Annotated in this window: 16 protein-coding genes; 13 read left to right on the plus strand and 3 right to left on the minus strand. The window is 59.7% G+C overall.

Annotated features, from left to right (window positions below; all coding sequences use genetic code 11):
- The first annotated feature begins 243 nt into the window (after nt 1–243).
- The 3 genes from gatC to gatB are packed head-to-tail and all read left to right on the plus strand — an operon-like array spanning nt 244 to nt 3,535.
- On the plus strand, nt 244–531 hold the full coding sequence (gene gatC, locus BM254_RS07305; protein ID WP_092000994.1) for an Asp-tRNA(Asn)/Glu-tRNA(Gln) amidotransferase subunit GatC: 288 nt from the start codon (nt 244–246) through the stop codon (nt 529–531).
- 57 nt (nt 532–588) lie between these two features.
- Nucleotides 589–2,046 (plus strand): Asp-tRNA(Asn)/Glu-tRNA(Gln) amidotransferase subunit GatA, encoded by a 1,458-nt coding sequence (gatA, locus tag BM254_RS07310; protein ID WP_092000997.1) that lies wholly within the window; start codon nt 589–591, stop codon nt 2,044–2,046.
- A 22-nt stretch (nt 2,047–2,068) separates the two neighbouring features.
- Entirely contained in the window at nt 2,069–3,535 is a 1,467-nt protein-coding gene (gene gatB / locus BM254_RS07315; protein WP_092001000.1) for an Asp-tRNA(Asn)/Glu-tRNA(Gln) amidotransferase subunit GatB, read from the plus strand.
- Between the two features lie 502 nt (nt 3,536–4,037).
- Here the strand turns inward: gatB and rimO are convergent.
- Nucleotides 4,038–5,378 carry a 30S ribosomal protein S12 methylthiotransferase RimO gene (gene rimO, locus BM254_RS07320; protein WP_092001003.1) on the minus strand — a complete coding sequence of 447 codons (1,341 nt, stop codon included), beginning with the start codon at nt 5,376–5,378 and terminating at the stop codon, nt 4,038–4,040.
- A 291-nt stretch (nt 5,379–5,669) separates the two neighbouring features.
- On the opposite strand from rimO, the gene BM254_RS07325 reads away from it, so the two are divergent.
- The 4 genes from BM254_RS07325 to BM254_RS07340 all read left to right on the plus strand — a co-directional run bounded on the left by BM254_RS07325 (nt 5,670) and on the right by BM254_RS07340 (nt 10,335).
- Entirely contained in the window at nt 5,670–6,086 is a 417-nt protein-coding gene (locus BM254_RS07325; RefSeq protein ID WP_092001006.1) for a PilZ domain-containing protein, read from the plus strand.
- Between the two features lie 151 nt (nt 6,087–6,237).
- Nucleotides 6,238–7,152 (plus strand): sulfate adenylyltransferase subunit CysD, encoded by a 915-nt coding sequence (gene cysD / locus BM254_RS07330; protein ID WP_342714226.1) that lies wholly within the window; start codon nt 6,238–6,240, stop codon nt 7,150–7,152.
- A gap of 234 nt (nt 7,153–7,386) precedes the next feature.
- Nucleotides 7,387–9,045, plus strand: a complete 1,659-nt coding sequence (gene cysN, locus BM254_RS07335; protein WP_092001012.1) for a sulfate adenylyltransferase subunit CysN — start codon at nt 7,387–7,389, stop codon at nt 9,043–9,045.
- Between the two features lie 273 nt (nt 9,046–9,318).
- Nucleotides 9,319–10,335: a nucleoid-associated protein gene (locus tag BM254_RS07340; RefSeq protein WP_092001014.1), complete on the plus strand. Its 1,017-nt coding sequence runs from the start codon at nt 9,319–9,321 to the stop codon at nt 10,333–10,335.
- A 191-nt stretch (nt 10,336–10,526) separates the two neighbouring features.
- Here BM254_RS07340 and trmH read toward each other — a convergent pair whose 3' ends face one another.
- A complete protein-coding gene (gene trmH, locus BM254_RS07345; RefSeq protein WP_092001017.1) occupies nt 10,527–11,228 on the minus strand; it encodes a tRNA (guanosine(18)-2'-O)-methyltransferase TrmH in 702 nt (233 codons plus the stop codon).
- 359 nt (nt 11,229–11,587) lie between these two features.
- Here trmH and miaB point away from each other — a divergent pair, with 359 nt between their 5' ends.
- The 5 genes from miaB (at nt 11,588) to lnt (ending at nt 17,264) form a co-directional block, all read left to right on the plus strand.
- A complete protein-coding gene (gene miaB, locus BM254_RS07350; protein WP_092001021.1) occupies nt 11,588–12,934 on the plus strand; it encodes a tRNA (N6-isopentenyl adenosine(37)-C2)-methylthiotransferase MiaB in 1,347 nt (448 codons plus the stop codon).
- Between the two features lie 491 nt (nt 12,935–13,425).
- Nucleotides 13,426–14,412 (plus strand): PhoH family protein, encoded by a 987-nt coding sequence (locus tag BM254_RS07355; protein WP_092001024.1) that lies wholly within the window; start codon nt 13,426–13,428, stop codon nt 14,410–14,412.
- A complete protein-coding gene (gene ybeY, locus BM254_RS07360) occupies nt 14,409–14,882 on the plus strand; it encodes an rRNA maturation RNase YbeY (protein ID WP_092001027.1) in 474 nt (157 codons plus the stop codon). Before BM254_RS07355 ends, ybeY begins: the two co-directional genes overlap by 4 nt.
- On the plus strand, nt 14,879–15,724 hold the full coding sequence (locus BM254_RS07365) for a CorC family transporter (protein WP_092001030.1): 846 nt from the start codon (nt 14,879–14,881) through the stop codon (nt 15,722–15,724). The genes ybeY and BM254_RS07365 overlap by 4 nt, the downstream gene beginning before the upstream one ends.
- Nucleotides 15,714–17,264 (plus strand): apolipoprotein N-acyltransferase, encoded by a 1,551-nt coding sequence (lnt, locus tag BM254_RS07370; protein ID WP_092001033.1) that lies wholly within the window; start codon nt 15,714–15,716, stop codon nt 17,262–17,264. The genes BM254_RS07365 and lnt overlap by 11 nt, the downstream gene beginning before the upstream one ends.
- Before the next feature lie 254 nt (nt 17,265–17,518).
- Here lnt and BM254_RS07375 read toward each other — a convergent pair whose 3' ends face one another.
- Entirely contained in the window at nt 17,519–18,067 is a 549-nt protein-coding gene (locus BM254_RS07375) for a zinc ribbon-containing protein (protein ID WP_092001037.1), read from the minus strand.
- A gap of 433 nt (nt 18,068–18,500) precedes the next feature.
- On the opposite strand from BM254_RS07375, the gene leuS reads away from it, so the two are divergent.
- Complete coding sequence (leuS, locus tag BM254_RS07380; RefSeq protein ID WP_092002178.1) at nt 18,501–21,086, plus strand: leucine--tRNA ligase; 2,586 nt, start codon at nt 18,501–18,503, stop codon at nt 21,084–21,086.
- The last annotated feature ends 1 nt before the right edge of the window (nt 21,087 follow it).

Here is a 21,087-nt window from a genome sequence, read left to right on the forward strand (position 1 = left end):
CGATTGATTCTGACTTCGGTGAAAAGGCCCTCAGGGCCTGGTGCAAGAATGCTTGGGGGACGGCTTTCCAAAACACGCTCCTTCGGCACGTCCCTGTGACGCTTGGGCTCCGCCATCCATGGCTCCGCACAGTTTTGGAAAGCCGTCCCCCAAGCATTCCCGGGCTTGTGAGTTGCCTTCAACCCGGAAGCACAGGCACCGACTCGACTTTTCATTAAATAATCTTCACAGACTGGAGGCCACGTGAGCATTTCCCGCGAGGACATTGAAAAAGTTGCCGTGCTCGCCCGCATCAAGGTGGACGACGAGCAGGTTTCGGCACTGGAGAAGGATCTGGGCAACATTCTGGATCTGGTGGATCAGCTGAGTGCCGCAGATACCGATTCCGTGGAGCCGATGGCGCATCCGCTGGATGCGGTTCAGCGGTTGCGGCCGGATGAGGTGACCGAGACCAATCAGCGGGAGGCGTTCCAGGCGATCGCGCCGGCGACCGAGGACGGTCTGTATCTGGTTCCGAAGGTTATTGAGTGACCCCGGGCGGGAATCAATCATCGGACCATCTGACGACCAGCGATTTCAGGATTCATCATGCATAACAAGTCTGTAGCAGAGCTTTCCCGAGAACTGGAAAGCGGCAAGATCTCCAGTGTGGAGCTGACCCAGCAGTTCCTGGACCGTCTTAAGCAGGAAGACGGCAAGTACAACAGCTTTATTACCATCACCGAAGAGCAGGCGCTGGCCGAGGCCAAAGCGGCTGATGAGCTGCGGGCTGCTGGCAAGGCGACGGCCTGGACCGGGGTGCCTTTTGCCCACAAGGACATTTTCTGTACCAACGGCGTTCGCACCACCTGTGGCTCGAAGATGCTGGAGAACTTCGTGCCGCCGTACGATGCGACGGTGACCGAGAAGTTCCGGCAGGCCGGCGCGGTGTGTCTGGGCAAGACCAATATGGACGAATTCGCCATGGGCTCGTCCAACGAGTCCAGCTATTTTGGTGCCGTGACCAACCCGTGGGGCCTGTCTTCCGGTGAGAAGCGGGTGCCGGGTGGTTCGTCCGGTGGTTCAGCGGCGGCGGTGGCGGCGCGTCTGGTGCCGGCAGCTACGGCAACCGATACCGGCGGTTCGATTCGCCAGCCGGCGGCATTGTGTGGTGTGACCGGCCTGAAGCCGACCTATGGCCGGGTGTCCCGTTACGGCATGATTGCCTTTGCCTCTTCCCTGGACCAGGGCGGCTCGATGGCGCGCACCGCCGAGGACAACGCGCTGATGCTGAACGTGATGGCGGGATTTGATCCGAAGGATTCCACGTCCATCGATCGGGAGGTGCCGGATTACACCGCCACCCTAAACGAGCCATTGAAAGGCCTGAAGATCGGGCTGCCGAAGGAATACTTTACCGACCAGCTGTCTCCGGCGATGGAGGAGCAGGTTCGCAATGCGGTGAAGGAATACGAGAAGCTGGGCGCGACGGTGAAGGAAGTATCCCTGCCGAACGCGAAGCTGGCGATTGCGGCCTATTACGTGATCGCGCCGGCGGAGGCCTCCGCCAACCTGTCCCGGTTTGACGGTGTGCGCTATGGCTACCGCTGCGAGGATCCGAAGGATCTGATGGACATGTATACCCGGACCCGCGCCGAAGGTTTCGGGGCCGAGGTGAAGCGCCGGATCCTGGTGGGCACCTATGCCCTCTCCCACGGTTACTACGATGCCTATTACCTGAAGGCCCAGAAGGTACGGCGGCTCATCCAGCAGGATTTCGCCAATGCCTTCAAGGAAGTGGATGTGCTGATGAGCCCCACCTCCCCGTCTCCGGCATTCGTTCAGGGTGAAAAGACCAACGATCCGGTCACCATGTATCTGGAGGACATTTTCACCATCGCGATCAACCTCGCGGGGCTGCCGGCCATGTCCGTGCCGGCCGGTTTTGTCGACGGGTTGCCGGTTGGCCTGCAGATCATCGGTGACTACTTTGCCGAAGCCCGGCTGCTGAATGCCGCCCACCAGTTCCAGCAGGTGACCGACTGGCACCAGCGTGAACCGAAATAAGCCCGAGAGAGGAGACGAACACATGCAGTGGGATATCGTGATCGGGCTGGAAATTCACGTTCAGCTCGCCACCCAAACCAAGATCTTTTCCGGCTCCAGCACCGCTTACGGTGCCGAGCCCAACACCCAGGCCAACGCCGTTGACCTGGCCATGCCGGGCACCCTGCCGGTACCGAACGAGAACGCCTTCCGCTACGCGGTGATGTTCGGCCTGGCGGTGAACGCCGAAATCGGCCGCCGCTCGGTCTTCGAGCGCAAGAACTACTTCTACCCGGACCTGCCCAAGGGCTACCAGACCACCCAGCTGGAGCAGCCGATTGTCGGCCCCGGGTATGTGGATGTGGACCTGGCCAACGGCGAGACCAAGCGGGTGCGTATTCATCACGCCCACCTGGAAGAGGACGCCGGCAAGTCCCTGCACGAAACTTTTTTTGACGAGCTCGGCCACGGCATGTCCGGCATCGACCTGAACCGGGCCGGCACGCCGCTGATCGAGGTGGTCACCGAGCCGGATATGAACAGCGCCGAGGAAGCGGTCGCGTTCGCGAAAAAGCTGCACAGCATCGTGACCTCCCTGGGCATCTGCGACGGCGATATGTCCCAGGGCTCCATGCGTTTTGACGTCAACATCTCCCTCAAGCCCAAGGGCTCCGACCAGCTCGGCACCCGCACCGAGACCAAGAACCTGAACTCGTTCCGGTTCATGGAACAGGCCATCGCCCATGAGGTGGAGCGGCAGATGGACATCCTGGAAGACGGCGGCCGCATCATCCAGGAAACCCGCCTGTACAACGGCGACCGCGACGAGTCCCGGTCCATGCGGACCAAAGAGGAAGCCAACGACTATCGTTACTTCCCCTGCCCGGATCTGTTGCCGGTGGTGATTGACGATGACTTCATCGAAGACGCCCGCCAACGTCTGCCGGAACTGCCGGACGCCCGCAAGGCCCGTTTCAAGGAGCAGTACGGCCTGAACGACTACGACGCCGGACTGCTATCCGGTGACGCGAAGCTGGCTGCGTTCTTCGAGGAAACGGTTGAGCACGGCAAGGATGCAAAACTGGCCGCCAACTGGATCCAGGGCGAGTTTTCGGCCCGCCTGAACGCGGAAGAGAAGACAGTCGCCGAATCACCGATTACCGGGGCTCAGCTGGGCGATCTGGTGGTGCGCATTGCCGATAACACGGTTTCTTCCGCTGGCGCAAAGAAGGTATTCGAGGCGCTTTGGACCGGCGAGAATGACAATGTGGACGCCATCATTGATGCCAAGGGTCTGAAGCAGGTGTCTGACACCGGTGCCCTGGAGGCCATGGTAGACGAGGTTCTGGCGGGCATGCCGGATCAGGTGGCCCAGTACCAGAATGAGGAAGATCCCAAGAAGCGCAAGAAGATGCTTGGTGGCTTTATGGGGCCATTGATGAAAGCCTCTAAAGGTCAGGGGAACCCGAAGCTCTTTAACGAGATTCTTGTTGAGAAGCTTGGGGGGTAATCTGCTGGCTCTGGGTCGTGGTTTCTTGCTGCGGCCCTGGCCTTTCTGGTTTGGGGGTATCGCACGGGTGGGGCAGGCCTTCCAAAACCCGCTCCTTCGGCACGTCCCTGTGACGCTTGAGCTCCGCCATCCATGGCTCCGCACAGTTTTGGAAGGCCTGCCCCACCCGCGCTTACCAAATTCAGAGTGATAGTCCCGAAAATCATGCCAGCGAAGGCGGCTCAATTTCTCTACGGCATTATGAAATGCTGACTATCACTGAAAGTTGCGAGGCCTTGGCGGGCGGTGCCTCCCAAAAATGTTGAAGGCCAAGGATGGCCTGAAACAAGCGCACATGGGCGAAGCAAACGTTTATGAAGCGAAGCTTCGTGTGCGGCTGAGCGACAGCAATCTGTGATTGCTGGCAGGACCCCGGAGGGGTGCTCGTAGCGGTTTTTGGGAGGCACCGCCCGCCAAGGCCCTCCCGCAAAACCAGAAGGCTAGGAGCCCAGCCCGAGGCCAACTATACCAAGTTGGCCCAAAGGTCGTGCTCGTCAGCATGCTCCACAACGGCCTGGACGATCTGACCGGGCGCCAAGTCAGTCTCGCCGTTAAGGTAAACCATGCCGTCGATCTCCGGAGCATCCGCCTTGGAGCGGCCGATGGCGCCTTCCTCGTCGACTTCGTCGATGAGAACGTCGATGGTCTTGCCGATTTTGGCCTGCAGACGGGCCGCTGAAATCTCGGCCTGCTTGGCCATGAAACGGGCCAGGCGCTCTTCTTTTACATCCTCCGGAACCGCACCTTCCAGTTCGTTGGCCCTGGCACCTTCCACCGGGCTGTAGGTAAACGCACCCACGCGGTCGAGCTGGGCTTCGTCGAGCCAATCCAGCAGGTACTGGAAATCTTCCTCGGTTTCGCCCGGGAAGCCGACAATGAAGGTGGAACGGATGGTCAGTTCCGGGCAGATTTCCCGCCACTTCCTGATGCGCTCCAGGGTCTTGCTGTCATGGGCCGGGCGTTTCATGGCCTTGAGCACTTTCGGGCTGGCGTGCTGGAACGGGATGTCCAGGTACGGCAGGATCTTGCCTTCGGCCATCAGCGGGATGATGTCGTCCACGTGCGGGTATGGGTAGACGTAGTGCAGGCGTACCCAGACGCCCAGCTCACCCAGGGCCTCGCACAGGGCCTGCATTTTGGTCTTCAGCGGACGACCCTGCCAGAAACCGGTGCGGTACTTGATATCCACACCGTAGGCGGAGGTGTCCTGGGAGATGACCAGCAACTCCTTCACGCCGGCATCTACCAGGCGCTTGGCCTCGTCCATCACGTCCCCGATCGGGCGGCTGACCAGGTCGCCGCGCATGGACGGGATGATGCAGAAGGTGCAGCGGTGGTTACAGCCTTCGGAAATCTTCAGGTAGGCGTAATGCCGCGGGGTCAGTTTGATGCCCTGGGGCGGAACCAGGTCCACGAAGGGGTCGTGTTCTTTCTTCGGGGGCACGTACTGGTGAACGGCGCCAACGACCTCTTCATAGGCATGGGGACCGGAGACGGCCAGCACGCCGGGATGGGTTTCGCGGATTTTGTCCGCTTCCACGCCCATGCAACCGGTGACGATGACTTTGCCGTTTTCGTTGATGGCCTCGCCGATGGCATCCAGGGATTCCTGCTTGGCCGCGTCGATGAAGCCGCAGGTGTTGACGACGACAATATCGGCATCGTCGTAGGTGGGCACCACATCGTAGCCGTCCAGGCGAAGCTGGGTCAGGATGCGTTCGGAGTCCACCAGGGCTTTCGGGCAACCCAGGCTGATGAAGCCTACTTTGCCGCCGGTGGCGGCCGTTTCAGTTTTGTCGGTCATAGCGTCTACAGGAATTCCCGGAGCGGCATATCGCCCCTGCAATGAATGAAAGCGCGTAGTTTACCCCACGACAGCGCCGGACTGCAGCCGGGCCGGTGGAATCTACGGATCCGGTGCCAGAATTTTGACGTCTAACGCAGAACGATTTCACAAAACTGCCATGATATGCGTCAGGTGTCTTGCTGTTCACATTTTAAACACATAGAATCTCGAACGCTTAAGTGTTTTTTCTGGAAGGATTTTATGGGAAAGGCAGCCTCTTTTAAGACCAATCAGGCCAGAAGAGTAAGAATGAAAACAACAGCCGCAAAACCCAACCTGCGCAACCAGCAGCGCGTTGATGTCTCGACGGAAATCACCATTGAAAAGCCCGATGGTGAATGCCTGACCTGTTCGGTCGCCAACCTCTCCCGCAGCGGCGTGATGATTTCCTGCACGGAAGAAACCGTAAAGCAGCTCATACCCGGCCGGAAAGTGCCCGCTCCGGGCCACTGGATTCCAGTAAAAACCCGGTTTGCCGTACCTGTGTTGCCCACTCAACCGGTTTCCGTTATTGCCGAAGGCAGCATCGTGAATATGCGCCGGGTTGCGCGGGATGAATTCCATCTCGGCATCCAGTTCGCCGAATTCGAAGGTAACGGTTTCGACTACCTGGACCGCTACGTCTCGAAACTCCTGGCCGACAGCCGCAAGCCTGCAGAGGCTTGAGAGCACCATTCTGGACCACTCAAGACACGGATGAACGCTATATTTTTATAGCTTGATATTCTAGTCGCACTTCTTTTTATGCCATTGCCGGCTTGTTATAGTTGCAAAACGTAACTGCACAGCCACCTACGACGCCCTGCGTCGGCAATGGATGATCATGACCACATATAACCTCACGCACCTGAAACAGCTGGAAGCGGAAAGCATCCACATTATCCGGGAAGTGGCCGCCGAGTTTGATAACCCGGTGATGCTCTACTCCATCGGGAAAGACTCCGCCGTGATGCTGCACCTGGCCCGCAAGGCGTTCTATCCGGGCAAGCCCCCCTTCCCCCTGATGCACGTGGACACCACCTGGAAATTCCGGGACATGATCGACTTCCGGGATCGCAAGGTGAAGGAGTATGGTCTGGACCTGATCGTGCATATTAATGAGGAAGGTGTGAAACAGGGCATCGGCCCGTTTACCCACGGCAGCGCCAAGCACACCGACGTGATGAAGACCCAGTCCCTGAAGCAGGCCCTGGACAAGTACAAGTTCGACGCCGCGTTCGGCGGTGCCCGCCGGGACGAGGAGAAATCCCGCGCCAAGGAACGGGTCTATTCATTCCGGGATGAACATCACCGTTGGGACCCCAAGAACCAGCGCCCCGAGCTGTGGAATATCTACAACGGCAAGATCAACAAAGGCGAAAGCATCCGGGTGTTCCCGCTCTCAAACTGGACCGAGCTGGATATCTGGCAGTACATCTATCTCGAGAACATCGAGATTGTACCCCTGTATTACGCCGCCAAGCGCCCGGTGGTGGAGCGCGACGGCACCCTGATCATGGTGGACGACGACCGCATGCCTCTGAAGGAAGGTGAAGAGCCGATGATGAAATCGGTGCGCTTCCGCACCCTCGGCTGCTACCCGCTGACCGGCGCCATTGAGTCCGAAGCAAACACCCTGCCTGAGATCATCCAGGAAATGTTGCTGGCCACCAGTTCCGAACGCCAGGGTCGGGTGATTGACCATGACTCCGCGGGTTCGATGGAGCAGAAGAAGCGCGAAGGCTACTTCTAGGAGCTGAACATGGGGTCAGATGAAAGCCTTCATCTGACCCCGACTTAACGCCTGATCCGACTTCCAGGGGTCTGAAGAACTCGTTCTTCTGACCCAAGTTAGCGCCAGACTCCGAGTTGAAATCATGAAGATGGGGTCAGAAGAACGAGTTCTTCAGACCCCGGAGTTGAATTGAAAATGGGGTCAGATGAGAGCCTTCATCTGACCCCGACTTTACCCAAAAGGGTTCCAAGCATGTCTCACACCTCAGATCTTATCGCCGAAGACATCCAGGCCTATCTGAAACAGCACGAAAACAAGGAGCTGCTGCGCCTGCTCACCTGTGGCAGCGTCGATGACGGCAAGAGCACCCTGATCGGGCGGCTGCTGCACGACACCAAGATGATCTACGAAGATCACATGGCCAGCCTGAAGACCGACAGCGCCAGGATGGGTACCACCGGCGAGAAGCTGGACCTCGCCCTGCTGGTGGACGGCCTGCAGGCCGAACGGGAACAGGGCATCACCATTGATGTCGCCTATCGCTATTTCTCCACTGACAAGCGCAAGTTCATCATCGCGGACACCCCGGGCCATGAGCAGTACACCCGTAACATGGCCACCGGCGCGTCCACGGCACAGCTGGCGATCCTGATGATCGACGCCCGCTACGGGGTACTGACCCAGACCCGTCGGCACTCGTACATCGCCTCCCTGCTGGGCATCCGGCACATCGTGGTGGCGGTGAACAAGATGGACCTGGTGGATTTCAGCGAAGAGCGCTTCAACGAAATCAAGGACGACTACCTGGCCTTTGCCGCCAAACTGGGACTGAAGGACATCCGTTTCGTACCGATTTCCGCCCTGGAAGGCGACAACGTGGTGAACAGGAGCGAGAACACGCCCTGGTTCACCGGCCAGCCGCTGATGGAAATCCTGGAAACCGTCGAAGTCTCCCGGGACAAGAACCTGGAGCACTTCCGTTTCCCGGTCCAGTACGTCAACCGCCCGGACCTTGATTTCCGGGGCTTCTGCGGCACCATCGCCTCCGGCGTTATCCGCCCGGGCGACCAGGTCATGGCCCTGCCCTCCAGGCGTACCAGCAAGGTAAAGGACATTGTGACCTTCGATGGCAAGCTCGAGGAAGCCTATATCGACCAGGCCGTCACCCTGACGCTGGAAGACGAAATCGACGTCAGCCGGGGCGACATGCTGGTGAAGGTGGAAGACGAGCCGGAAGTGACCAACCGGTTCAACGCCAACATCGTGTGGATGACTGACGCGCCGCTGGAAACCGGGCGGCTGTATGACATCAAGCTCGGCCCCACCTTCACCTCCGGGACGGTCAAGAAGATCCACCACCAGACCGATGTGAACACTCTGGAGCAACAGGCCAGCCCGAGCCAGTTGGCGCTGAACGAGATCGGCCTGTGCGAGCTGACCCTGAACCAGCCGATCGCGTTTGACGCCTACCAGCGTAACCACGCCACCGGCAGCTTCATCGTTGTCGACCGGCTGACCAACGTGACTGTCGGAGCGGGCATGATCGCTGGCCTGGCTGACGGCTCCGAATCCCTGGATCCGGTGACCGCGGAAGAACGCGAACGCCGCCTGGCCCAGAAGCCTGTCATTATTGCCTGCAACGGCAAGCAGGCACCGGCGCTGGCCCTGGCGGTCGAGCGCGCCCTGTTCGATCAGGGTAAGACGGCCGTGGTGCTCAGCGAAGAGAACGCCGGAGACGCCGACGAGCGCCGCCGGACGGCGCAATTGCTTACCGCCCACGGGCTGGTTGCGATTGCCGTGAACCTGGGGACTGATATTGCCAATGCGGCGGTGAGTGCCGAGTCTGCGGAGGAGATTCCGGGGGCGGTGCAGGAACTGGCGCAGGGTCTGGTTCGGAGTAAGCGGATCTAAACAGGGGTCAGAAGAAGGCTTTCTTCTGACCCCGATTTCAACGTATCCCGTTCTAGGTCAGACCCCTTGAAAAAGGGGTCAGATGAAAGCTTTCATCTGACCCCGACTTCACCGCGAGCTCCAGGTGGCCTCGGAACCCCAGGGGTCTGAAGAAAGCCTTCTTCTGACCCCATTTTCACCCCCACGCTTTCCCCCACAAGTTGCTACAATGCACAGCCCCGAGCGCGTACCGCCCTCGGGGCTTTGTCGTTCATCAACCGGGGAACAACACGCATGGCCATCAAACACCTACGCACCGCCTTTGCCAGCCAGTACCAGCCGGGCCAGCCCGCGCGCCTCAACAGTGGCGAGGCCCTGCAGGAACCCGGTGGCGACTACGAGGCCCTGCACAAACAGATGAAGCGCCTGTTCAACAGCAAACCGGGCAAGAAGTACGGTCGTTTCTCCGAAGACCTGGGCGATTGTCCGTTCAGCAGCTGGCTCAAGGATTACCGGGAAGACAAACAGAGCTTCGGCGCCATGACCGACCGCCTGTTCGGCCAGTGGCAGGAGCTGCTCACCGGCTGCCAGGAGGAATTCGACGGCCACCTGATGATCGTCCACGAGGCACTGGCCGATGCCGAGGTGGTCTACCTGCTGATCCTCGAGACCGACAGCGCCATGCGCTTTGACGGCAACCAGGCTCTGGACGCCACTGACGTGCTCAGCCTGTCTCGCCTGAACCTGGCCGTGCGCATCGAACTGGACGACTGGCTCGGCGAGAACGGCAGTGAAAACTACCTCACCCTCGTCCACGGCCGCGGCACCGGTGAGCCGGGAGAGCTGTTCATCCGGTTGTGCGGCTTCACCAACAACGTGGACGTGGAAAAGGAAACCATGACCTTTCTGGACGCCGTGGAAGCCTTCGCCAAGACCTCCGAACCGGAAAAAGCCGGCGAAGTCCGCTCCCGCGCCTACGAATTCTGCAAGGAACAGCATGCCCTGGGCGAGCCCGTGGAGATTGAGGCCCTGTCCGGCTACCTGGATGAGAACGAGCCCCAGCGATTCAAGGAATTCGCCAGCCAGAATGCGGAAGTCCCGGAAACCGGGGTGTTGCATCCGGACCATCGTAAGGTGAAGAAACTGGTAAGGATTGCCGGCTCCGGTGGTGGGATGAGTGTGTCGTTTTCCTCAGATCTGGTGAATCAGGCGGTTTATTATGATCGGGAGAAGGATGCGCTGACGATTACCCGGCTGCCGAAGGCGTTGCGGGAGCAGTTGCAGCGGTATCTGGAAGCGCGGGAGGAGTGACGGAGCAGGCCCGGGGCCCTGAGGGTAAAGATGGGGTCAGATGAAAGTTTTCATCAGACCCCGGGGGCGGGGATAAGTCGGGGTCTGAAGAACGCTTTCTTCTGACCCCTTTTTAGCGTCGGACTCTGGTTTTAGTGGTGGAGTCTGGTTTGAAGATGGGGTCAGATGAAGGTTTTCATCAGACCCCGACATTACGCTAGGTGGGGATGCCGTTGCTTGCGCACTTCCTTCATCCACCCTACCCCGTCAACCAGCTCACCGGTTTCCGGATCGATGGGCGGGTACGGCAGGTTGCGGTCATCGCAGTAGCGCTTCACCGTCGGCTGACACCAGCAGAACAGCAGGCGGTTATACTCCTCATCCGGCAGCCGCCGCTGTTCGAACATCCCCGCCAGCTTCCGCTGCCGCTGGGCCTCGGAGAGGATAATGGCGCAGGCCGAAGACACGTTCAGGGACTCCACCATCCCCATCATCGGAATCACAATATGCTCATCCGCCTGATCCGCCGCGGATGAGCTGACCCCATCCACCTCGTTACCCATGATCACCGTACACGGCACCGTATAATCCACCTCCCGGAAATCCACTGCCCGGTCCGAAAGCTGGGCCGCATACAGCTTGTGCCCCTGCGCTTTCAGGTCCGCCACGGCATCGTCCATGGTCGGATGAGTGTGGGTGGTCACCCAGTTGTAACTGCCGCCGGCCGTCTTGCGGAAAGCCCGGAAGCCCTCCTTCGGCCAGACCACGTGCATGTTCGCGAGGCCAAAGGCGTCACAGGAGCGAATGATCGCCGACAGGTTCCGGGGTTTATGGACCTGGTCGGTCAGGACCCGGAGATCCGGTTGGCGGGTGTCGAGGGTTTGTTTGATTCGGGCGAGGCGTTCAGGAGTCATGTTTAGTCGGTTTATCTATTCATACTTGCCGGAAACCTCGTGGGCGTATCCGACGGGATTACTCCGCGGTACGGGAAGGGCTTGGCGGTGGGCTTTCCAAAACTGTGCGGAGCCAAGGATGGCGGAGCTCAAGCGTCACAGGGACGTGCCGAAGGAGCGCGTTTTGGAAAGCCCACCGCCAAGCCCTTCATGCACCCAAAACACAGAGCCCGGAGATAATACCACAGAGAAACTAGCGACAAGCCGAGACAATGGTGGTTGAAGAATAATCACCCCGTTATAATACCCAGTTCCTTTTTGCTAGCGCCCCGCACAAACCACCTGTCCCGGCGCGACATTCACCAGATCACGTGAGAACCATGGCCAAAAAGCTGTACATCAAAACCCACGGCTGTCAGATGAACGAGTACGACTCTGCCCGCATGGCCGATCTGCTCAAAACCGGCGAAACCGTCGAAATGACCGATTCACCGGAGGACGCCGACATCCTGCTGCTGAACACCTGCTCCATCCGGGAAAAAGCCCAGGAGAAGGTATTCCACCAGCTTGGCCGCTGGAAAAGCCTCAAGAGCAAGAAACCCGAACTGATCATCGGCGTCGGCGGCTGCGTTGCCAGCCAGGAAGGCCAGGCCATCATCGACCGGGCCCCCTACGTGGACATGGTCTTCGGCCCGCAAACCCTGCATCGCCTGCCGGACATGATCAGCGAAGTGCGCATGAAGGGTAACGGCGTCGGCGTGGTGGACGTCAGCTTCCCCGAGATCGAGAAATTCGACAACCTGCCGGAGCCCGGCGCCGACGGCCCGTCCGCGTTTGTCTCCATCATGGAAGGCTGCAGCAAATACTGCACCTTCTGCGTCGTGCCCTATACCCGTGGTGAGGAAGTCAGCCGCCCGGTGGATGACGTGATCGCCGAAGTCGCCCACCTGGCCGGTCAGGGCGTTCGGGAAGTGAACCTGCTGGGCCAGAACGTTAACGCCTACCGCGGCGAGACCCACGATGGCGACGTCATGGACCTGGCCGAGCTGATCGAACTTATCGCCACCATCGACGGCATCGACCGCATCCGCTACACCACCTCACACCCGGTGGAATTCTCGGATGCCCTGATCGACGTCTACGAAAAAGTCCCGGAGCTGGTCAGCCACCTGCACCTGCCGGTCCAGAGCGGTTCCGACCGTATCCTGGCAGCCATGAAGCGAGGCCACACGGCTCTGGAGTACAAGTCCAAGCTGCGCCGCCTGCGCAAGATCCGCCCGGACATCAGCTTCTCCTCCGACTTCATCGTCGGCTTCCCGGGCGAAACCGACAAGGACTTCGAGGACACCATGAAGCTGATCAACGACATCGGCTTCGACGTGTCCTTCAGCTTCGTCTACAGCGCGCGCCCGGGCACCCCGGCCTCCGACCTGCCGGACGAAACTCCGATGGATGTTAAGAAGGAACGCCTGGCGATTCTGCAACAGCGGATCAACCAGCAGGCGATGGACATCAGCCGCAAGATGGTGGGCACTACCCAACGGATCCTGGTGACCGGCCTGTCCAAGAAAGATCCCGGGGAGTATGCGGGGCGCACGGAGAACAACCGTATTGTGAACTTCCGGCATGAGAATCCTGAGGTGGTTGGGAACTTTATCGACGTTGAGATAGTGGAGGCTTATCCCAATTCTTTGCGGGGTGTGCCGGTGGATTCGGAGCTGCACTGAAACTCGGGACGCATCCGTTTGATGCCTGGCGTTGGGAGGCTGGCTGGAAGGGCTTCCCAAAAAACGCTCCTTCGGCACGTCCCTGTGACGCTTGGGCTCCGCCATCCATGGCTCCGCACATTTTTGGGAAGCCCTTCCAACCAGCCTCCTTCCGGCATCACAAGGATAGTCTGGGGCGGTATGAACTGAACAAGCCGTCCGTCGGGGGCGGATGTTGTGAAACAGGGGTCAGATGAAAGCTTTCATCTGACCCCATCTTAGATCAACACTCCCGAGCCACTTGTTTTTAAACCAACGGGCCTGCAAATAGTGAGATCGGCCGGGGAGCGGGGCCCCTTTCACAGACTGTTGAGGGCCAAGGACGGCCCGAAACAAGCGCACATGGACGTGCTCGTAGCGTGTCTGTGAAAGGGGCCCCGCTCCCCGGACCTACTCCAAAATTCAGAACAGCTGACTCCCCAGGAATCCAGGGGAGTAAAAACGGAGCAAGATTGAACACACACGATACAAGACAATTCGACCTGCACCCGGTAGACCAGCGCCGCCTGGCCACCCTGTGTGGCCAGTTTGATGAAAACCTGAAGATGATCGAGAAACGCCTTCAGGTAAAAGTCGGCCGTCGGGGCCACCACTTCCGCGTCGAGGGCGAGACCGAACACGTCGCCGCCGCGGTTGAGGTCATCCGCCACCTGTACCGGGAAACAGAAGCTACCGACGATATCCCGCCGGATACCGTGCACCTGTTCATCCGGGAGACCGGCATTGAGCGCCTCCCGGATGACGTGCCTTATGACGAAGGCCAGGTTACGGTCATCAAGACACCCAAGCTGACCGCCAAGCCCCGGGGCCGGAACCAGCAGAAGTACGTGCACAACATCCGCACCCACGATATCAACTTCGGTATCGGCCCGGCCGGTACCGGCAAGACCTGGCTGGCGGTGGCCTGCGCGGTGGAAGCGCTGAAGGACGAGCAGGTGAAGCGCATCCTGCTGGTTCGTCCGGCGGTGGAAGCCGGTGAGAAACTGGGCTTCCTGCCCGGGGATCTGGCCCAGAAGGTAGACCCGTACCTGCGGCCACTCTATGACGCCCTTTATGAAATGCTGGGCTTTGACCAGGTCACCCGCCTGATCGAGAAGAGCGTGATCGAGATTGCGCCGCTCGCGTTCATGCGCGGCCGGACGCTGAACAATTCGTTCATCATTTTGGATGAGAGCCAGAACACCACCCGGGAGCAGATGAAGATGTTCCTGACCCGGATCGGTTTTGGTTCCACGGCGGTGATTACCGGAGATACCACCCAGGTGGACCTGCCCCGCGGGCAGAATTCCGGGCTGATCCATGCCGCCAACGTGCTGAGCAAGGTGTCCGGTATCGGCTTTACCCGCTTTGATGCCAAAGACGTGGTCCGCCACCCGCTGGTGCAGCGCATTGTCGAGGCATACGATTCCTTTGATGACGGGAGTGCCACGGGCCAGTGAGCGAGCTGACGGTTGATTTCCAGAACGTTTATGACGGCGAGGGCGTGCCCGATGAAGCCCTGTTCCAGAAATGGGCACAGGCGGCCTGGCTGGGCGAGCATCCGTCCGAGGTGACGATCCGTATTGTCGGTGCGCTTGAGAGCCAACAGCTGAATCACGAGTATCGTGGCAAGGACAAACCGACCAATGTATTGTCCTTCCCATTTGAGCCGCCAGCGGGTATAACGGTCCCATTGGCGGGAGATCTCGTGATTTGTGCGCCGGTTGTTGAAAAAGAGGCCGGCGAACAGCATAAAACGATCGAAGCGCATTGGGCCCATATGGTGGTGCACGGCATGTTACACCTGCAGGGCTACGACCATATCGAAGATGAAGATGCCGAGGTCATGGAAGGCCTCGAGATCCGGCTGATGAAACAGCTCGGATACGATAACCCCTACGAAGCAGAGGAAACGGAACAAGACTCATGAGCGACGATCAGTCGAGTCGCAGTCAGGGCAGCAAGTCCTGGCTGGAGCGTATATCACAGGCCTTCTCCAGCGGGCCTGAGTCCGTCGAGGACGTGCTGGAAATCCTGCGGGACGCGGAGTCCCAGAACATCATCGATGTCGATGCGATGAGCATCATCGAAGGTGCCATGCAGGTGATCGACATGCGGGTCGATGAAATCATGATCCCCCGCTCCCAGATGGTCACCGTGAAAGCCTCCCAGGAGCCAAAGGAATTCCTCGGGGAAATCATTTCTTCTGCCCACAGCCGTTTTCCGGTCATCGGCGACAGCCAGGATGATGTGATCGGCATTCTGTTGGCCAAGGACCTGCTACCTCTGGCCATGAACAACGAACTGAACTGGAACCGCATCCGCGAGATCCTGCGCCCGCCCAATTTCGTGCCCGAGAGCAAGCGTCTGAACCAGCTGCTCAAGGAGTTCAAGGAAAACCGCAACCACATGGCCATCGTGGTGGACGAGTATGGCGGCACTGCCGGCCTGATCACCATCGAGGACGTGCTTGAGCAGATTGTTGGCGAAATCGAGGACGAACACGACTTCGACGAGGAAACCAACATCAAGGCCCGGGGTGATGGCTCCTTTGCGGTCAAGGCGGTCACGCCGGTGGACGATTTCAACGAATTCTTCCAGACCGAGCTGGACGAGGAAGAGTTCGACACCATCGGTGGCGTGGTTCTGAAAGAATTCGGTCACCTGCCCAGACGCGGTGAAACGGTTGAATTCGGTGGCTTGCAGTTTACTATTGCCAACGCCGATAACCGTGTCATTCGTCTGTTGCAGGTAAACCGAAGTGAGCAGTAACGCCACCCGCACCACCCTGAGTACCCCGCTGAACGGCATTCCCTGGCTGGGCGCCCTCACCCTCATTGTTGCGGGTGCCCTCCAGACCCTGACCTTCGCACCCTTCAATCTGTGGTGGTTGGGGCCGGTGTCGGTATTCCTGATTCTCCTGGTCACTATTCCTGCCGCCCCCGGCCAACTGTTCCGGGCCGGCTGGTTTACCGGTCTCGGGCTGTTCGCCACCGGTGCCAGCTGGGTTTACATCAGCATCAGTGAGCACGGCAACACCTCCATTCCGATCGCCATCCTGCTCACCGTACTCTTTGTCATGGGGCTGGCGCTGTTCCACGCCCTGGCGTTCTGGTTCTGGGGCAAGCTGGCAAAAGAGAGCGCGGTACGACGGCTGATCCTGTTCCCCGCTATCTGGATCCTTGGCGACTGGCTGCGCGGCTGGCTGCTGACCGGTTTTCCCTGGCTGTACCTCGGCACCGCCCACACCGATGGCCCCCTCGCCGGGCTGGCGCCTTTGACCGGCGTGCACGGGGTTACCTTCTGGGTGACCGTCACCGGCGTTGCGGCCTATGCCGCCGGCTGGCTGTTCCTGCGTCAGCGTCGGATAGTATCCGGAGCAGTGCTGGTCCTTGCCCTGATTCCCTGGATCGTTGCTCCGGCCATGAACCGGATCGAGTGGACCGAGATCAGCGACCAGCCCACCACCTTCGCCGCCATGCAGGGCAATATTCCCCAACAGGTGAAGTGGGACCCAGACTTCCTCCGGGACCAGATCGTCACCTACCTGACTCTGACCGAGGACCACTGGGACACCGACCTGATTCTCTGGCCGGAAACCGCCATCCCGATCACCCAGGACCAGGCCGGCAAGATCATCGAGCATATTGACGGAGAGCTTGGGGAAAACAGCACCCTGATCACCGGCATTCCCTGGTACGGTTTCAGTGACCGGATCGAAGACTTTACCTACCACAACAGCATCATGGCCATCGGCAATGGTGGCGGTATGTATCACAAGCAGAAGCTGGTGCCCTTCGGCGAATACGTGCCGCTGCAAAGTGTACTCCGCGGCCTGATCGGCTTCTTCGACCTGCCCATGAGCAGCTTCAGCAAGGGCCCGGAGTGGCAGGAGCCGCTGACGGCCAACGGCATCAACGTGATGCCGTTTATCTGCTACGAAGTGGCCTACCCGGATTTCGTCGCCTTCAACAGCCGCGGCGCCGGCCTGCTGCTGACCATCAGCAACGACGGCTGGTTCGGCGACTCCATCGGCCCCCTGCAGCACCTGCAGATCGCCCGCATGCGCGCCCTCGAAACCGGCCGTTACATGCTGCGTGGTACCAACAACGGGGTGACGGCGATCATTGACGAGAAGGGCCAGATTACCGAACGGATACCGCAGTTCGAGCGGGCGACGCTGACCGGGGAGGTGTTTACCGCCACGGGGAGCACGCCGTATATGCAGACGGGGTCCTGGCCGGTGTTGACCCTGGCGGCGATTCTGATTGTGTTTGTGCGGGAGCGGGTGATTCCGAAGAGTTCGGCCTGAAGATGGGGTCAGATGAAAGCTTTCATCAGACCCCGGAGTTAGACGTGGCACAGGGGTCTGAAGAACTCGTTCTTCTGACCCCGAGTTGGAGGCCAGAACGGGGTCAGATGAAGGCTTTCATCAGACCCCGGAGTTAGGCGTGGCACAGGGGTCTGAAAAACTTGTTCTTCTGACCCCGAGTTGGAAGCCAGAATGGGGTCAGATGAAGGCTTTCATCAGACCCCTGAGTTGCTTCTGGCCCCGTCTTAGCGACCCTACTCCGTCTTCCGCGGCCACCGACTGGTAACCCGCTCATAGTAATGCGAGCCACACGCCTCACACGGCTCCAGATGACTGGTCGCCGTCAGGCAGCGCATGTGGTTACAGTTCAGGCACCGGAACATGCCCGCGGTGGCCACCTCGCCGGAGATGTAGTGGCCGGCGTCATCGTTCTCGAGTTTCTGGTTCAGCTCCAGGGTTTCGACCCGGGTCTGGTCGGCCACTGACAGCAGGCTGTCTGCCAGCTGGTGCTCCAGCAGGGAGATGTCCAGCTGCAACCACTCTTTCAGGCCTTCGCCGGTCTCGTCCACGAAGTGCATCAGGTGTTTCAGGTCCCGCTCCAGGTAAGCGCCCAGCAGGTCGGCCTCTTCCCGGGTCATTTCTTCAAGCTCGTACTCGAATTCAACAGCCTTCTGGATTTCTTCTTCCAGGGTGTCCAGGGAGGTTTCCTGGAGTTCTTTCATGCGGGTCTGCACCCGCTCGAGCATCCGGTCGTAGACCTCGAGGGCCTTGCCTGATAGGTGGTTGCGTTCTGGTTCTGTCATGTCGGCTCCTTTCTTCGGGTTTGGGTGCAAGAGCCAGGGTATGGAGAGCCTCTGCGGGACACGCTGTAAATACATCCCTGTACGCTTGAGCGCAGCATCCATGCTGCGCACAGTCCCGCAGAGGCTCTCCATACCCTGACTCCCGAACTCTCTGCGTGCGTTCAAGCCTCCATGAATTCACTGCTGAGGTCCGGGGCGCTGGGTGGTACGGCTTCCCAGGACTGTGTGCAGCATGGATGCTGCACTCAAGCCTACAGGGACGTATTCACGGCGTGTCCTGGGAAGCCGTACCACCCAGCAACCTTCTCCATAACTACAAGTCTGGCACATAGAGAGGAATTTGGCAGACTACCTGTTAAGCCCCGTGTGCGTTAGAATGTTCGGCCCCTTCGAACCTCTATCTGAACACAGGGTAATTTTGGTAATGGCAGGAATGGACGAACAATATAACCCACGTGAAGTAGAACAGACCGCCCGCGAATTCTGGGAGAAGAACGAAACCTTCAAGGTGACGGAAGAGCCGGGCAAGCCCAAGTACTACTGCCTCTCCATGTTCCCCTACCCAAGCGGAAAGCTGCACATGGGTCACGTCCGCAACTACACCATCGGCGACGTGATTTCCCGCTACCAGCGCATGCAGGGCAAGAACGTCATGCAGCCCATGGGTTGGGATGCTTTCGGTCTGCCCGCCGAGAACGCCGCCATTGCCAACAAGACCGCGCCGGCCAAGTGGACCCGCTCAAATATTGATTACATGAAGAAGCAGCTCAAGCAGCTGGGCTTCGGTTATGACTGGAGCCGGGAGCTGGCCACCTGTGATCCGGATTATTACCGCTGGGAGCAGTGGTTCTTTGCCCGTCTGTATGAAAAGGGCCTGGTGTACAAGAAGATGTCGACCGTGAACTGGGACCCGGTGGACCAGACCGTTCTGGCCAACGAGCAGGTGGTTGACGGCCGGGGCTGGCGCTCTGGTGCGCTGGTGGAGCAGAAGAAGATTCCCCAGTGGTTCATCCGCATTACCGACTATGCCGAGGAACTGCTGAACGATCTGGAAGAGATGGAAGGCTGGCCCGAGCAGGTCAAGACCATGCAGCGGAACTGGATCGGCAAGTCCGAGGGTACCGAGCTGACATTCCCGCTGAAGGATCGTGATGAAGGCCTGACGGTCTACACCACCCGCCCGGACACCCTGATGGGCGTTAGTTACATGGCGGTTGCCGCCGAGCATCCGCTGGCAAAAGAGGCCGCGGAGCGCCACCGTGATGTCGCCGAGTTCGTGGATGAGTGCCGTAACAGCAAGGTAGCCGAGGCCGAGCTGGCCACCATGGAGAAGAAGGGCATTGATACCGGCTTCAAGGCCATCCATCCGCTGACCCAGGAAGAGATCCCGGTGTGGATCGCCAACTTCGTACTGATGGACTACGGCACCGGCGCCCTGATGGCGGTACCGGGTCATGACGAACGGGACCACGAGTTTGCCCTGAAATACCGTCTGCCGATCAAGCAGGTCATTGCCGCTCTGGATGGTCGTGAAATCGATGTTCAGGAGAAGGCCTTTACCGAGAAGGGCACTCTGGTTTCTTCCGGCAAGTACAGCGGGCTGACCAGTGAGGAAGCCTTCGACGAGATCGCGAAGTACCTGGAAGACAACTGCATCGGCAAGCGCACCGTCAACTACCGCCTGCGTGACTGGGGTGTTTCCCGCCAGCGCTACTGGGGCGCGCCGATCCCGATGATGACCCTGGAAGACGGCACCGAAATGCCGGTGCCCGATGACCGCCTGCCGGTTCGCCTGCCGGAAGACGTGGAAATGGACGGTGTCCAGTCCCCGATCAAGGCGGATCCGGAGTGGTGCAAGACCGAATACAACGGCCAGCCAGCCACCCTGGAAACCGATACCTTCGACACCTTCATGGAGTCGTCCTGGTATTACGCCCGGTTCTGCAGCCCCAACTACGACAAGGGCATGCTGGACCCGGCGGCGGCCAACTACTGGCTGCCGGTTGACCAGTACATCGGTGGTATCGAGCACGCCATCCTGCACCTGCTGTATGCCCGCTTCTTCCACAAGCTGCTGCGGGATGTAGGTTTGGTAAACAGCTCCGAGCCGTTCAAGCGTCTGCTGACCCAGGGCATGGTGCTGGCAGAGACCTACTATCGTAACGACGAGAACGGTGGCAAGACCTGGTTCAATCCGGCGGATGTCACGGTCGAGCGGGACAGCAAGGGCCAGGTGGTCCGTGCGGTCCTGGCTTCCGACGGTGAGCCGGTGGAGATCGGTGGCGTGACCAAGATGTCCAAGTCCAAGAATAACGGCATCGATCCCCAGGCCATCATTGACGAGTTCGGCGCCGATACCGTGCGCCTGTTCATGATGTTCGCGGCTCCGCCGGAGCAGTCCCTGGAATGGTCCGACAGCGGCGTCGAGGGTGCCCACCGGTTCCTGAAGCGCTTGTGGCGGATGGTGAACGAGCACACCGCCGGCGGCCCGGCTCCGGCTGTGGACGTGGCAGCATTGAACGACGCCCAGAAAGACCTGCGCCGCAAGACCCACGAAACCATTGCCAAGGTCAGTGACGACATCAGTCGCCGTCTGACCTTCAACACCGCCATCGCTGCCGTGATGGAACTACTGAACGAAGTCGGCAAGCTGGGTGATGACGATCCCCAGAGCCGCGCGGTTCGCCAGGAAGCCCTGGACACTGCTGTTCTGGTGCTGTCTCCGATCGTTCCGCACATCTGCCACCAGCTCTGGCAGAGCCTCGGTCACGAAGAGCCCGTGGTCCAGGCGTCCTGGCCGGAAGCGGATGAGAAGGCGATGGTCCGCAGCCAGATCCAGGTGGTGCTGCAGGTCAACGGCAAGGTCCGGGCCAAGGAAGACGTTCCGGCGGATATCGCCAAGGCGGACCTGGAAAAGCTGGCCCTGGAGAACGAGAACGTCATGCGCTTTACCGAAGGCAAGACCGTTCGCAAGGTCATCGTGGTCCCCGGCAAGCTGGTGAACGTGGTGGCCAACTGAT

The organism is Marinobacter pelagius (genome assembly GCF_900114925.1).
GTDB lineage: Bacteria > Pseudomonadota > Gammaproteobacteria > Pseudomonadales > Oleiphilaceae > Marinobacter > Marinobacter pelagius.